The sequence below is a fragment of the Hymenobacter siberiensis genome, assembly GCF_018967845.1.
GTDB classification, from domain to species: domain Bacteria; phylum Bacteroidota; class Bacteroidia; order Cytophagales; family Hymenobacteraceae; genus Hymenobacter; species Hymenobacter siberiensis.
Genome location: NZ_JAHLZZ010000001.1, coordinates 2170697 through 2185613, shown reverse-complemented (window position 1 = coordinate 2185613; position 14917 = coordinate 2170697). Strand labels below are relative to the sequence as shown.

The following is a 14917-nucleotide window of genomic DNA, read 5'->3' as shown; positions in this document are numbered from 1 at the left end:
ATAATATCTCCTATGCAAACCCGTGAACTCGGCCGCTCCGGCCTCCAAATTTCGCCCCTCATGCTGGGCGGCAACGTCTTTGGCTGGACTATTGACGAAGCCACTTCCTTCGCCGTGCTCGATGCTTTCGTGGCCAACGGCGGCAATGCCATCGACACGGCCGACGCTTATTCCGTGTGGGTGCCCGGCCACGTCGGCGGCGAGTCCGAAATCATCATTGGCAAGTGGCTGCGGCGGCGCGGCCGGCGCGATGATATCATCATCGCCACTAAAGTGGGCTGGGAGGTGAATGCCGACAACAAGGGCCTGAAAAAGGACTACATTCTGCGCGCCGTGGAAGGCTCGCTCCAGCGCCTGCAAACCGATTATATCGACCTGTACCAATCGCATAAGGACGACCCGACCACGCCCGTGGAGGAAACCCTCGAAGCCTACGCTCAGCTGGTGAAGGAAGGCAAGGTGCGCGTTATCGGCGCATCCAATTTCACTGCTGCCCGCCTGCAGGAGTCGCTGGCGGCCAGCACCAAACACGGTTTCCCGCGCTACGAGACGCTGCAAAACCTGTATAATCTGTATGACCGGGCAGATTTTGAGCAGAACCTGGCCACGCTCCTGCTGCAGGAAAACATCGGCGCGATTCCGTACTACGGCCTTGCCGCCGGCTTCCTCACCGGCAAGTACCGCGACCAGGTCGACCTGCAAAAAAGCGCGCGCGGCACCGGCGTCGGCCAGAAATATCTCAACGACAAGGGCCTGACCCTGCTCACCGCTCTCGATGCCGTGGCCGACCGCCAGCAGGCCACCCTTGCCCAGGTGGCCCTGGCCTGGCTGATGCAGGCGCCGGCCGTGACCGCGCCCATCGCCAGCGCCACCAGCGTGGGCCAGGTCACGGAGCTGCTCGAAGCCACCGAGCTGCGCCTCACGGCCGAGGATTTGGAAACGCTGGAAACGACGCAGGCGGTGCCGGCAGTAAAGTAGGTTGGTATAAGCACCTGTTGCACGTTTCAAAAGAACGTCATGCCTCGGCTGCGCTCGGCATGACGTTCTTTTTTTGCCGAAAATCCCTGAATTTCCTAACCTAGGTTAAGCCCCGGCCGGCGCAACTTGCACCCCTCCTACCCCCATCGCCTCCCACCCTCAAACCCTTAAATAAGCATGTCCCTCACCAACACCCGCGTCAAACTTGCCTCGCGCCCCGTGGGGCTGCCGCAGCCGGCCAATTTCGATATTGAAACCATTGAGGTGCCCTCGCTCGAAGACGGCCAAGTGCTGGTTAAAATCAGCTTTATCTCCCTCGACCCCGCCATGCGCGGCTGGATGAACGAGGGCCGCAGCTACATCAAGCCCATTGCCATTGGCGACGTGTTTCGGGCCGGCGTGGCCGGGCAGATAGCCGAGTCGAAAAGCCCCGCCTTCGCCGTGGGCGACTACGTGACCGGCAGCCTCGGGGTGCAGCAGTACGCCGTGGTGGGAGCCGGGGCCACCGACCCGCGCAGCCCCGAATACCTCGTGAAAGTTGACCCCAGCATCGTGCCGCTCGAAGCCTACCTGGCCACCCTCGGCATGCCGGGCATGACGGCCTACTTCGGCCTGCTCGACACAGGCCAGCCCAAGGCGGGCGAAACCGTGGTGGTATCCGGCGCGGCCGGGGCCGTGGGCAGTGTGGTGGGCCAGATTGCCAGGCTCAAAGGCTGCCGCGTAGTCGGCATCGCCGGCGACCAGGAAAAGTGCGACTACTGCGTGCAGACGCTCGGCTTCGATGCCTGCATCAACTACAAAACCGACAACGTGCGCCAGGCCCTGCGCGCCGCCTGCCCGCAAGGCATCGACGTGTATTTCGACAACGTGGGCGGCGAAATTCTCGACCTCGTGCTGGAGCAAATCAGGCTGAAGGCGCGCATCGTCATCTGCGGGGCCATTTCGCAGTACAACAGCACCACCGGCGTACGCGGCCCCGCCAACTACCTCTCGCTGCTGATGAACCGCGCCCGCATGGAAGGCATCGTGGTGTTCGACAACGCCGCCAACTACGGCACGGCCGCCCGCGAAATGGCCGGCTGGATTAAAGAAGGCAAGCTGCACTCGCCCAAAATCCAGGTCGAGCACGGCGTCAAAAATTTCCTCCCGGCGCTGCTGAAGCTGTTTTCGGGCGAGAATTTCGGCAAGCTGGTACTGGTTCCGTGAGGCCGACACCTGGCATAATAGTGACCGGCGCAACAGCAGTCACCAAACGCCAAAAATCCCCGTCAGCAGCTGCTGACGGGGATTTTTGGCGTTTGGTGACTCTGAACTATTCGCGCACGAAGCGGCGCGTAGCCGTGCCGTCGGCCGAGGTAGCGCGCAGCAGATACACTCCGCTGGGCAGGGCGCTCAGGTCGATGGGCTGCTGAGCGGCCGCAGTGGCGGGCAGCGCGGCGCGGTACACCACCTGCCCTACGGCGTTGAGCACCGTGAGCTGCGTCGGCTGGTGGGTGCCGCTCAGCTCGATGGTCAGTTTGCCGTCGGGCGTGGGGTTGGGGTACACTTGCAGCGCAGCGGCGGCCAACTGCCGGGCCGTGGCCGTGACCACGAGCGCAACCGACGGCAGCGAGGTGCAGCCCTGCGCCGAGGTGGTGGTAACGGTATAGGAACCCAGCTGGGCCGCCGAATTCACCACGTAAGTAAGACCGGCGGCCCCGGCAATGGCTACGCCATTGAAGTAGAACTGGTTGCCGATGGCCGCGCTGCTGGTGAGCGTGGTGGTGGGGCCATTGTACTGAGCCGTCAGCGTTGGGCGCGTGGGCAGCGCGTTGATGGTCAGCGTAGCCGTGGACGTGGCCCCGCCACAGGCTCCGGCGCTGCTCACCGTGTTGGTCACGGTGTAGGTGCCGGGCGTGCTGGCGTCCAGGCTGATGGCTCCTGTGCCGGCATTCAGGCTCAGGCCGGTAGTAGCGGAGAACGTACCGGCGCTGGCCCCGGTGGCGAGCGCCGGAGTGGCCGTGCCAGTGGCGCACAGCGAGGCGCTGGCGTAGCTAAAGGCCGCCGAAGCCGGGGCCGAAATCGTGATGGTGGCCGTGCTGCTGCTGGGGCAGCTGCCACCCACGCTGTACGTCACGGTGTAGGTACCGGGCGTGGAGCTGGCCGGGGCAATGGTGCCCGTGCCGGCGTTCAGGCTCAGGCCGGCCGTCGAAGCAAAGGTGCCGCCCGTAGTGCCCGCGATGCTGGGCGTGGCGGTAGCGCTGCTAAGGCAATAGCCGGTAGCCGCGTAGCTAAACGTGGCCGAGGTGGCCGGGTTCACCGTCACGGCCGTGGCGGGCGAGGTAGCGGCGCAGCCGCTACCGCTGGAGATGACCACGGCATAGCTGCCGGCCGCGCTGGCCGAATACGTAGCCGTAGTGGCCCCGGCAATGGGCTGGCCATTGAGCAGGAACTGATACGTAGCCCCGGCCCCACCGCCGCCGGCCGTTAGCAGCACCGCGCTGCCCTGGCAGATGGCCGTCGGGCCGGCGGCTACAAGTGTGGCCACCGGCGCGGCGCTGATGGTAATCGGAGCCGTAGCCGTGGTGGCCGCGCACGAGCCCGACGCCGGAATGGTGTTGGTGACGGTGTAGGTGCCCGCCTGGCTGGCCGCCAGATTCACCACGCCGGAAGCCAGGTTCAGGCTCAGGCCGGTGGTGGAGGAGAACGTACCAGCGCTGGCTCCGCTGCCGAAGACCGGGGCCACGTTGCCCTGCGCCGCCGCGCAGTAGCTGGTGACGGGGTAGCTGAATGCCGCCGCCGGGGCCGTGGTGATGGTGACCGCAGTGGTGGCCATTGCCGTGCAGGTGCTGCCCACGGTGTAGGTCACGGTGTAGGTGCCGGCCGTGCTGGAAGCGGGGTCAATTGTCCCGGTGGTCGTGTTCAGGCTCAGGCCGGCGGGGGCCGCAAACGTGCCGCCCGAGGTACCCGCAAGCGTGGGCGAGGCGCTGCCGCCACTGGCGCAGAACGTGGACGATGCGTAGGCAAATGCCGCGCTCGGGGCTGCGTTGATGGTGATACTGGCCGTAGCCGTGCCCGGGCAGGGGCTGCCCGCCGAGTAGCTCACGGTGTAAGTGCCGGGCGCGCTGGCGGCCAGATTAATCGCGCCGGTTGCGGCGTTCAGGCTCAGGCCGGTGGTTGAAGCGTACGTACCGCCGGCGATGGAAACCGTTGGTCCGGGGTTGTTGCCGCCGTTCTGACAGTAACTCGTGGCACCGTAGGCCAGGGTGGGCGTGGCCACAGGATTCACAGTGAGGGTGGTGCCAGCCGAGGTGGCCGTGCAGCTGCCGGGATTGGTGATAACCACGCTGTAGGTGCCGCCCTGCGTGGCGGCGTAGGTGGCCGAAACAGCGCCGGCAATAGTCTGGCCGTTCAGCAGAAACTGATAGGTGGCCCCGGTGCTGCCGCCGTTAGCCGTCAGCGTCACGCTATTGCCCTGACAAAAAGTGGTGGCGCCGCTCACGGCCAGCGCCGCCGCCGGTACCGCACTGATGCTCACCTGCGTAGTAGCCGATGCCGCTTGGCAGGCCCCGTTGGCAGATACGGTGTTGGTCACAGTGTAGGTACCGGGCTGGCTGGCCGCCAGGTTGATGGCCCCGGTGCTGGCGTTCAGGCTCAGGCCCGTGGGCAAAGCCGTGAAGGCCCCCGCCGCCGCGCCGGCCGCGAGCGTGGCCGTGGGGTTGGCTCCGCTGGCGCAGTAGGCCGCGCTGGCGTAGCTGAAGCCGGCCGCGCCGGGCGTGGCCACCGTTACCTGCCGGGTGCTCGTGCTGGGGCAGGGCCCGCCCACGCTGTACGTCACGGCATAGGTGCCGGCCGTGCTGGCGGCCAGGTTAAGCTGGCCGGTGGCGGCGTTTATAGTCAATCCGCTGGGAGCAGTAAACATGCCCCCGACGTTGCCGCTGATGGTAGGCGTAGGGTTGGCGCTGCTTTGGCAGTACGACGCCGCGTTGTAGGTGAAGGCGGCCGAAGTGGCCGGATTCACCGTCACGGCCACGGTGCTGGTGTTCGAGCAGCCGTTGCTGGAGGCGGTGAGGGTATAGGTAGTGGTGATGGCCGCGCCGGTCGCGTTGGTGAGCGAAACCGTGGTTTGGGCCACGCTGGCATTGGTCAGGCCGGTGGCGGGGCTCCAGCTATAGGTGTAGCCAGCCACGGCCGCCGAGCCACCCAAGGAGGCCGAGCCGCCCGAGCAGAACGTCTGGGCCGTGCCGGCATTCACCGTTACCACCGGGTTCACCGTCACACGCACCGTGGAGCTGCCCACGCAGCCATTGGCCGAAACGGCCGTGAGGGTGTACACGGTAACGCGCGGGGCGGTGCCGGTGTTGGTGCCCGTAAGGGTAGGCTGCGCCGACGAGGTGCTGCTCAGGCCCGTACTGGGCGACCAGCTGTAAGTAAGGCCGGCCACCGGCGCGGTGCCCAATTGGGCAGTCTGCCCCGAGCAGAGCACCCGGTCGGGACCGGCGCTGGGGGCGGGCAGCGGCTCCACGGTAATGGTCACGGTGGCCGTGGCCGAGCAGTTGCCGTTGTCGCCGGTGAGGGTGTAGGTAGTCGTGGCGGTAGGCGAGGCGATGGGGTTGGCCACGCGGGGGTTGTTGAGGCCGGTGCTGGGGCTCCAGGTATAGTTCTGTGCACCCGAGGCCGTGAGCGTGGTCGAGCTACCGGCGCAGATGGTCTGGTCCGGCGATACGGTGAGCGCCGGCGTGGCACGCACCGTCACCGTGGTCTGGGACGTGCTGGCGCAGCCGGCGGCGTTGGTCACCGTTACGGTGTAAATGGTCGATGCCGTGGGCGTTGCCGTGGGGCTGGCCACGGTGGTACTGCTCAGGCCGGCGGCCGGGCTCCACGAGTAGCTGGCACCACCGCTGGCATTCAGCGTAACCGACTGGCCGGCGCAGATGGCCACGGCCTGCGGCGTTACGCTGGCGTTGGGCAGCGCGTTCACAGTCACGCTCACCGATGATGTGGCCGAGCAGCCGTTGGCGCTGGCCGTCACGGTGTAGGTGCCCGAACGGTTCACGGCGACGTTCGAGAGCGTGGGATTCTGCAGCAGCGAGGTGAAGCCGGACGGGCCGGTCCAGGCGTAGCTGGCCCCCGGCACGGTCGTAGCCGTGAGCAGCAGGTTGCCGCCCACGCACAGGGGCGAGTTGCTGCCCGCCGTCACGGTGCCGATGTTAGTGATGGTGAGGTCCTGACCATTGTCCGGGCCGATGGTGGCCGGGCTGGAGGCCACTACCCGCACGCGGTAGCCCGAGCCCGTGACCACGCCCACCGGCAGCGCACCGTTGATGGTGCCGCCCGCCGTGCCCGACAGCGAACCAATAGCGACCGGCGCGGCAAACGAGCCCGTTTCGTCCGAAAGTTGGGCCGTGAACACATTAGTCGGGTCGAGGCTGCCACTCACCGTGTAGCTCACGCGCACCACGGTACTTTGGCAAAAATTCGGCCCGTTCAGCACCGAAGTAGTGATGGTAGCGGCCTGGCCCGCGCGGGCCCCGATGATGCTGACCAGCAACAGCAAGTAAAAGAGTAAACGGTTTTTCATGGAGAATGATGTGAGAAAATGGACAGAACGATGGCGCAATGGCCGGCTAGTTAGCACCCCCACATGAGGGCCACATGATGAGCACGCCAAACCGCCGGTCCCGCCTTCGATGCCCCGCCGCCACGAAAGTTTAAGCCGGCATTAATCTTCTTAACTACTTCATTTTCCGCTCATTTCCCCTTCATCTTTCTCCGCTCCTCCTTTTCCCCAATGCAACAGCCCGCCGGCACTCCCTGAGCATCGGCGGGCTGTATTATTCTCAATGCATAGTGGTCAGACAGCCTGACCATTGTAGAAAGCACGTCGTGCCAAACGCAGCCGAAGCATGACGTGCTTACTTGCTGCACAAAGGCCGGCTACTGCGCCGTGATATCCGCAAACTCGTATTTCCGGGCTACTTCCAGCGGCTGGCCATCGGCTTCAGCGTAGGGGTACACGAAGTAATTGAGGGGCGGACCAGCTTGCCGGGGCGTCAGCTGCACATCACGGCCCCGAGTGAACTCGACGCGGTTTTCGTCGTGGGCCCCGAAGAAGTAGGCGCGCTTGTCGGGGTTCTTAGCGGCTTCGGAGGCATCGACGGGCACCCAGCCAGTTTCCGGGGTGAAGAACTCGGCCCAGCAATGGTAGCCTTTGATTTCGCCGTGGCCGCGCTCGGCGGGCAGCGGCAGCCCAATGCTGAAGCGCGCCGGAATGCCCAGGCTGCGGCAGTAGCCGATGATAATGGCGTGGAAATCGGTGCAGTTGCCGTGCCGGGCGTCGCAGGCGTAGTAGATATCGCCGCGCCCCCAGCCCTGGCCGGTTTTGTCGTAGGTCACGGTACTCACCACGTGCTCGTAGATGGCGCGGGCTTTTTCGAGCGGCGTTTTGGCTCCGGCTTTGGCCACCACTTCTTCGGCCTGCTGATGAATGGTGGGGTCGAGCGGCACGAGGCGGTCGGGGGCCAGCCAGCGGGCCAGATTGGGGTCGGTTTTTTCCTTGACGAATTTGGCCGTGGGCGCATTGGCGCGCAGGTTGAGGTGCTCGCAGCGCGTGATTTGGGCGGTGAGCTTCACCACCAGCGGCGCGGTAGGCACGGTGGCGGCGCGCAGGTGCAGCATCTGGGTACCGTATTCGCCCTGCTCGATTTTGTAGGGCACCGGCGACTCAATTTTGAGGTCGCGCACCTCCTGCGAGGCATCGGTGTGGGGCACGGGTAGCCACAAATCCAGGGTTTTGGTGCCGGCCGGGGGCACGGGCACGGTGGCGGTGCTGGTGAGCACGAAGGTGCGGCTACGCGGCGCGGCGGCCGGCTGGCCCGGGGCACTCAGGCCCGGCAGGTGCACGGCCGCACCCAGCAGCCCCACCCAAATGGCGGGGGAAATCAACAACGAAACGTTCACGGCAACAAGGCAACTGGTTGCTGCTGGCGGGCGTCGGCCAAGCTGGAAGCCGGTTTCTTGTTACTGGCTGCTGGTTGCCGGGTTTTAATTCGTGGGCAGTCGACAACGAATTAAAACCCAGCAACGAGGAGCGCGAAACCAGAAACCTACTCTCGGCGGCCACCACTGCGTGCGATGCCCGCCAACGCGACGCTTACATAAGCGCCCGCCAGTCGGGGCCGACCAGACCCCAGCAGTAAGGCAAAGGTACGGCGCGGCCAACCACGAGCCGAACCGTGCGTACCAGCAGCAGCTTCATATCTTCTGCGTTTCCATGCTCTTCCTCGCCAAATCCATCACGCCTTTCGACTGGCAGCACCTGCTCTGGACGGCCGACGCACCGCCTACTTTTCTTTTTGAAGTTGTGTTTCGGTGTGTGGTGACGTACTGCTGCTGCTGGCCACGCTCCGCGTGACGGGCCGGCGCGGCGTGCGGCAGCTCTCCATTTTCGAGCTGAGCATTATTCTGGCGCTGAGCTCGGCGGCGGGCGACACCATGTTTTACCACGACACGCCGCTGCTGCCCGTCATCATCGTGTTTGCGGTAGTCAGTGCCCTGTACTGGCTATTCAACCGCCTCACCGAGTGGTTCCCGGTCTTCGGCGACTGGCTGGAGGGCAAGCCCGTGCTACTCATCGAGAAAAGCCGCATCAACATGAAAAAACTCGACAGCCTGAACCTGACGCAAAAGGAGTTATTCGGTGAGCTGCGTCAGCAGCAGGTGGAGCACCTCGGCCAAGTGCGCCGCGCCTACATGGAAGCGACCGGCAACCTCAGCGCCTATTTCTTCGCCCCCGATGCGGCCGCGCCCGGCCTGCCCATCTGGCCCGAGCTGCTGGCCCAATCGCAGCACCGCGTGGCGGCGGCCGGCGCGCACGCCTGCGGCAAGTGCGGCCACGTACAGAAGCTGGCGCGGGGCCAGGCCGCCACCCGCCCGGTGTGCGAAGGCCAGGACTGGGTGCCGGTGTGCAGTGCGAAAAGGGAGGCGTGAGGTTAAGCGGCTCGTTGAAGCGGGCCTACCGGTCAGCCCGCCCAGGGCGGGCTGACCGATTTTTGTGAAAATGACTATCGGTGGTGCTTCAACCGGTCAGACCGCCCGGGGCGGTCGGACCGGAGCAAACGAATCTGGTGTCACTTTAGGCCTGCGCGGCTCCGCGCTACCTTCGCGCCATGAAGCCCACTGCCCCGCCGGTTCTTGCGCTGGCCTCGTTTCCGGGGCCGCTGGCCCGCACGCCTTACTACTGCGACCGGCTGGAAAGCCACGTCGTCCGGTTTCCGCACGTGAATGCGCCACATGGGCACGACTTCTACCTGCTGCTCTACATCACCGAAGGTGCCGGCACGCACACCGTCGATTTGGTAACGTATGAGCTGCGGCCGGGCAGCCTGTTTTTTCTGGCTCCGGGGCAGGTGCACCACTGGCACCCGGGGCTGGATGCGCGCGGCTTCGTGGTGTTTTTCAGCGCCGACTTCTACCTGTTTCGCTACCCCGGCAGCGGGCTCTACGACTTTCCGTTTTTCGACAGCGCGCACCCGCCGGTGCTGTACCTGCCGCCCACCGAAGCCGAAATCCGCCCGCTCATCGAGCACCTCTTTGCGGAGTTCACAGTTCCGCAGCCCAACCAGGCAGAGGTTTTCCGCGCCTACCTGCACCTGTGCCTGGAGCTGGCGGCGCGCCACTACGCCGCCCCGGCCCCGGCCGAAGTGGGCCTGGCCCAGCAGCAAATCCGGCAGTTTGGGGCGCTGCTCAACCAGCACTACCGCAGCCTGCGCGGCGTGCGCGACTATGCAGGGCTGCTCCACGTATCGGCCAACCATCTCAACGCCCAGTGCCGCCGGGTGCTCAACAAAACGGCCAGCGACCTCATTCACGAGCGCATCATCACCGAGGCGCGGCGGCTGCTAAGCCACTCGGCACTGGGCGTGGCGCAGGTGGCCTACGAGCTGGGTTTCGAGGATGCGTCGTACTTCGGGCGCTACTTTCGTAAGTACACCGGCCGCACGCCCGAGGCGTTTCGGCAGCAGCGTTGATTTGTCCGGTAAGTGCCCGCAAACGGGCTGCAAAGGCGGGCGCCGCACCGGGTAACTTTGGGCCACCAACACGGCAAGTGCCGCGCCGGCCGCCTGCGCATGGGCGCGGGCCGCATTTTCCCGTATAGCTCAGCTACTGTTATGCTCCCCTCCCCCACTCCGGTTATGGCCGACTCTACAACTGATACCTACGAACTCGTTGACTCCACCGCGCTGGCGCTGGCCCAGCTGCGCTGCCCACGCTGCCACCAAGGCAAGCTGTTCACCCACTCTGCCCTGAACCTCAGCAAATTTGCCCAGATGCCCGCGCAATGCCCCGTGTGCAGCCAGACGTTCGAGCCCGAGCCCGGCTTCTACTTCGGCTCGATGTACATCACCTTTGGCTTCAACGTGGCCACTACGCTGGTGCTGGGCGTGCTCATCTATTACCTGATGGGCAACCCCGATACCTGGGTGTATGTGAGCATCGTTACGGCCGTCACGGTGCTGCTTACACCGGTTATCCTGCGCTATTCACGGGCGATGATGCTGTATTTGTTTGGTGGCACCCGCTACAATCCCAACCTGGCCCGGCGGGGTGAATAGTTAAGAGTTAAGAGTTTAAAAAAAGCCCGCCTGAATCGTCAGGCGGGCTTTTTTTAAACTCTTAACTATTTCAACACCTGCGCCCGCCACACGTTATTGCCGGGGTTGGCATCGGGCAGCAGCTTGGTGGGGTTCAGCTTCACCAGCGTGAGGGGAGTGGTGGAGTTGTAGCGGAAGGTCCAGGTACCGCTGCGCTGCCACACTTCCACGGGCAGGCGCACGCGGGTGGTTTTGCCGCCGGTTTCGGTCACGTCGGCAATGATAGGCATGGCGGCCTGGCCCAGGTTTTCGACGGTGATGAGGGCGCCTTGGGCGGGGTCCTGATTCACGTAGGTGACGGTGGTTACGGCCTGGTCGAGGGTCCAGTTGTTGTACACCCACTCGCGCCAGAACCAGGTCAGGTCCTCGCCGCTGGCATCGTTCATGGTCCGGAAAAAATCTTTAGGCTGCGGGTGCTTGAAGGCCCAACGCTTGATGTAGGTGCGGAATGCGTAGTCGAACCGTTCCGGCCCCAGAATCTCGGCGCGCAGCAGAAACAGGCCATAGCCCATCTTGCTATAGGCCGCGTAGCCGAGGTAGTTGGAGGGCGTCACGTCGGGCACGGTGTAGGGCGGTACGGTGGCCGGGTCCATGATGTAGCGGATGTTGCCCTGCACCAGCCGGGCAGTATCATTTATCTGCTTGGCATATTCGCCGTTATTGAAATTGTTGCTCGACAAGATGTTGATAAAAGTGTTGAAGCCCTCGTCCATCCACGGGTACTTGCGCTCGTTCGAGCCCACAATCATCGGGAACCAGTTGTGGCCGAACTCGTGGTCCGTTACGCCCCACAAGCTGGCTTTGCGGGCCTTCGCGCCACAGAACACGATGCCCGGATACTCCATGCCGCCCACCACGCCGGCCACGTTAGTGGCCACCGGGTACGTGTATTCGTACCACTGCTTCGAGTTGTATTCGATGCTCTTCTTCACGTACTCCGTCGAGCGGTTCCAGGCCGTATCCTGGGCCGATTCGACCGGGTAGAGCGACTGCGCCAGCGACTTGCGGCCGCTGGGCAGGTTCATCTTCGCCGCATCCCACACGAAAGCCGCCGAGGCCGCCCAGGCCACATCGCGCGCCCGCTGGCACTTAAAATGCCAGGTGAGGCGGCCGTTTTTGCCACCGGGCCGCGAGCCAGCCTGCGTCACTTCGTCGGCCGAGCGCACCATCACCGTCTGGTCCGAGCCAGCAGCTTTGGCCAAACGGTTTTGCTGGGCGCTGGTCAGCACCTCGGTGGGGTTTACGAGCTCGCCCGAGCCACCCACCAGGTAGTTGGCGGGCACGTTCAGGGTGTAATCGAAGTTGCCGTATTCGAGGTAAAACTCGGCCGTGAGGTAGGGCAGCGTGTTCCAGCCTTCCACGTCGTCGTACACGGCCATACGCGGGTACCACTGCGCCACTTCAAAGATTTCGCCGTTTTTGGTTTGCAGGCGGCCCAGCCGGTCGGAGCCGTATTCGGGGATGCTGAAGCCGTAGGCGATGTCGATTTTCAGCTTGTCTCCGTTGGGCTTCAGGGCCTCGGGCAGCATGATTTGCATGCGCGTATCGGTTACGCGGTAGTTGGCTTTCAGCTTCTTGCCGTGCAGCTCGATGTTCACGGTCTGCAGTGAGTCGCCGCCCTGGAAGCCGCGCGAGTTGTTGCCGAAGCGCCCGCCGCCCACCGGCGTGATAGCCGCCCCGCGCGAGTCCTCGCGGTACAGGTTCTGGTCGACCTGCAGCCACACGAAGGCCAGCGCATCGGGCGAGTTGTTGGTGTAGGTGATGGTGGCGGTGGCCGTCACGCGGGCCGTTTTCTCGTCGAGGCGGGCGTCAATTTTGTAGTCGGCCGCGTTCTGCCAGTACTGCGCCCCGGGCTGGCCGCCGGCCGTGCGCGTGGGCGTGCTCAGCTGCTCAATAAAACTTGGGTTGAACAGCGTGCGCGAGTCGTAGGCCGGACCGGTATTGATGGTTTGGGCCAGGGCCGAGCCGGCCGTGAGCAGCGCCGCGCCCAGCAGGAATTGTAGTTTCATGTGAAGTATCAGGAGGAAAAGCGAAAATGAATCGCACAAAAGAACGTCATGCCGAGCGGAGCCGAGGCATCTCGCGTGGGGTAGTAATCAACTCCGCAGGACAAATGGATTAGTGGTGACACGCGAAATGCCTCGGCTCCGCGCGGCATGACATTGTTTATCAGCATTTCCCCGCCCTTACAGCCGCTCCCGCACCAGTTCCATCAGCCCGTTCAAATCCGCCGCGTCCATCTCCGACGCTTCGATGAAGGGCGTGAGCGCGCCGCCTTCGCCCACGGCGAAAGCGGCCGGCAGCGGGTGCCGCGCCCACTGCGGATAGTCGCGCACGAACTCGTCGCGGTGCAGAAAAGCCACCGGCACGGGCAGCGCCTTGATAAACGCGCGCCACTCCGGCTGCATCGAAGTAGCGCCGTAGGTAACCGCGCACAGCGAGCACTGGTAAGTGCTGGGCGAAAGGATTTTATGAAACATATCCTTGAGGCCGGCCAGGCGGCTGCCATCGGCATTGTACACGAAAACGAGGCGTTGGGGCATGAGCACGAATAGCCGGCAAAGGGCCGGGTCGCAAAGTAAGGCGCGGCCGGGGCAGGAGCTCCGACGCGCCCGCAGCACCCGCAGCACCCGCAACCCCAACGCGCCCAGCCTTGGCAACTGGTAGTTTCAGCAGCAGCGTGAGCAGGAGCTTTATAAAAACTTGGGAGAGGAATGCCGTGCCAAGGTACTGCCGGACGCATCTTTGCGTGTACACCCGTTTTCGCTACTCTTCATCTAGTTCTATCGCTGCCATGACTGCCTACGACCTGACGGAAATACTGCGCAACCTGTTGTCCCTGCCTGCCGAGTCGGAGCTAGTCGAATTTAAAGAAGCCAAAACCACTTTCGATTCCGACAAGCTCGGAGAGTATTTCAGTGCCCTGAGCAACGAGGCCAATTTGAAAAGCGCACAGGAAGCCTGGCTGGTTTTTGGCGTAAATAATGCCCAGGAAGTAGTTGGAACGGCATTTCGTGCCGACCCCATAAAACTGCAAAGCCTCACAAAAGAAATAGCCGACCATTGCACCAACCGACTCACGTTCCGGGGCATTCATGAACTCACGCACGAAGGCAAGCGCGTTATTCTGTTCGAGATTCCGCCGGCCACAGCAGGGTATCCCACTGCTTGGAAAGGTCACCACTACGGCCGCGATGGTGAAAGCCTAGGGCCACTAAATACCGACGAGCGGCACCGAATTGAAGGCCGATTTCAGCAGCAGCTCGGTTTTGAGCGCGGCATTGCCTACGCCAACGCCAGCATTTCGCACATCCTAGAACTGCTCGACTGGCAGAAGTATTTTGCGCTATGTGAATTTCCCGAACCGACCGATGCCCAGGAAATAGTGGTGCGGCTGGCAAGTATTAAAGCTGTAGTGAGGGCCGATGGGCAATTGCACATCACCAATTTAGGAGCGGTACTGTTTGCGCGCGATTTGCGCCTTTTTGAGCATTTGGCTTATAAACCCTATCCGCATCATACTCTATGAAGGAACCGGGCGAACGGGCGCCAAGATGGAACAGACAGGCCAGTTGGGTTACGCCATAGGATTCAATCGGGCGGCCAACTGGTTGAATGACCGGCTGCCTAGCCAAGAAGAAATTGGCCGGGCACTTCGCACCACGGTTCCAACCTACCCCATCAAAGCCGTGCGCGAGTTGATGGCAAACGCGCTGATTCACCAAGACTTTACTGTAAGTGGTTCAACTTTGATGGTAGAGGTATTCATCAACCGCATTGAAATCACCAATCCTGGCACTCCGCTAATCAACGTATTGGAGTTTCTGAACCACATTCCCGTTAGCCGGAACGAAGCCATTGCAGCCACAATGCAATCATTCAACTTCTGCGAACGGCAAGGCAGCGGCATCGACCGCGTTGTGGAAGAATGCGAGAAGCATCAGCTTCCCGCTCCTGACTTTATTCGCGGCGACAATTACACCCAAGCCATTCTCTATGCTCCTCGACCGTTGCGGGAGATGGACCGCCGCGACAAAATCAGGGCGTGCTACCAACACGCCTGCCTGAAACACGCCAACGGCCAACAAATGACCAACCAATCGTTCCGCGAGCGCATGGGCATTGCCGAAAAAAACTACTCCATTGCTTCCCGCATCATTGCCGAAACGATAGAAGAAGGCTTAATCCGGCCCTACGACCCAGAGAACAAATCCAAAAAACACGCTGAATACATTCCTGTTTTTCATTAAATCTTATGTGACTGTCATGTGATTTGCACCAATAAAAAGCCGGTTTTTATTGGTGCA

General features: G+C 63.1%; 11 protein-coding genes. 7 read left to right on the top strand and 4 right to left on the bottom strand.

Features of this window, described 5'->3' with window-relative positions:
* Positions 1 to 12 precede the first annotated feature (12 nt).
* Together KQ661_RS09385 and KQ661_RS09380 are read left to right on the top strand one after the other, a co-directional pair.
* Positions 13 to 978: an aldo/keto reductase gene (locus tag KQ661_RS09385; protein ID WP_216686262.1), complete on the top strand. Its 966-nt coding sequence runs from the start codon at positions 13 to 15 to the stop codon at positions 976 to 978.
* 177 nt (positions 979 to 1155) lie between these two features.
* Positions 1156 to 2184: an NADP-dependent oxidoreductase gene (locus tag KQ661_RS09380; protein WP_216686261.1), complete on the top strand. Its 1029-nt coding sequence runs from the start codon at positions 1156 to 1158 to the stop codon at positions 2182 to 2184.
* A 106-nt stretch (positions 2185 to 2290) separates the two neighbouring features.
* Here the strand turns inward: KQ661_RS09380 and KQ661_RS09375 are convergent, their stop codons facing one another.
* Positions 2291 to 6538 (bottom strand): T9SS type A sorting domain-containing protein, encoded by a 4248-nt coding sequence (locus tag KQ661_RS09375; protein ID WP_216686260.1) that lies wholly within the window; start codon positions 6536 to 6538, stop codon positions 2291 to 2293.
* A gap of 356 nt (positions 6539 to 6894) precedes the next feature.
* Positions 6895 to 7917: a transglutaminase-like domain-containing protein gene (locus KQ661_RS09370; RefSeq protein WP_317196084.1), complete on the bottom strand. Its 1023-nt coding sequence runs from the start codon at positions 7915 to 7917 to the stop codon at positions 6895 to 6897.
* A 411-nt stretch (positions 7918 to 8328) separates the two neighbouring features.
* Here KQ661_RS09370 and KQ661_RS22095 point away from each other — a divergent pair, with 411 nt between their 5' ends.
* The 3 genes from KQ661_RS22095 (at position 8329) to KQ661_RS22090 (ending at position 10571) form a co-directional block, all read left to right on the top strand.
* Complete coding sequence (locus KQ661_RS22095) at positions 8329 to 8946, top strand: DUF421 domain-containing protein (RefSeq protein ID WP_216686259.1); 618 nt, start codon at positions 8329 to 8331, stop codon at positions 8944 to 8946.
* Between the two features lie 179 nt (positions 8947 to 9125).
* A complete protein-coding gene (locus KQ661_RS09360) occupies positions 9126 to 9986 on the top strand; it encodes a helix-turn-helix domain-containing protein (RefSeq protein ID WP_216686258.1) in 861 nt (286 codons plus the stop codon).
* Positions 9987 to 10127: 141 nt separating this feature from the next.
* On the top strand, positions 10128 to 10571 hold the full coding sequence (locus KQ661_RS22090; RefSeq protein WP_235726954.1) for a DUF983 domain-containing protein: 444 nt from the start codon (positions 10128 to 10130) through the stop codon (positions 10569 to 10571).
* A 65-nt stretch (positions 10572 to 10636) separates the two neighbouring features.
* Here the strand turns inward: KQ661_RS22090 and KQ661_RS09350 are convergent, their stop codons facing one another.
* Together KQ661_RS09350 and KQ661_RS09345 are read right to left on the bottom strand one after the other, a co-directional pair.
* Positions 10637 to 12619: a M1 family metallopeptidase gene (locus tag KQ661_RS09350; RefSeq protein WP_216686257.1), complete on the bottom strand. Its 1983-nt coding sequence runs from the start codon at positions 12617 to 12619 to the stop codon at positions 10637 to 10639.
* Between the two features lie 177 nt (positions 12620 to 12796).
* A complete protein-coding gene (locus KQ661_RS09345) occupies positions 12797 to 13153 on the bottom strand; it encodes a hypothetical protein (protein ID WP_216686256.1) in 357 nt (118 codons plus the stop codon).
* 251 nt (positions 13154 to 13404) lie between these two features.
* Between KQ661_RS09345 and KQ661_RS09340 the strand changes: the two genes are divergently transcribed.
* Both KQ661_RS09340 and KQ661_RS09335 read left to right on the top strand, forming a co-directional pair.
* Entirely contained in the window at positions 13405 to 14139 is a 735-nt protein-coding gene (locus KQ661_RS09340; protein ID WP_216686255.1) for an ATP-binding protein, read from the top strand.
* Complete coding sequence (locus tag KQ661_RS09335) at positions 14096 to 14860, top strand: ATP-binding protein (protein ID WP_216686254.1); 765 nt, start codon at positions 14096 to 14098, stop codon at positions 14858 to 14860. The genes KQ661_RS09340 and KQ661_RS09335 overlap by 44 nt, the downstream gene beginning before the upstream one ends.
* The last annotated feature ends 57 nt before the right edge of the window (positions 14861 to 14917 follow it).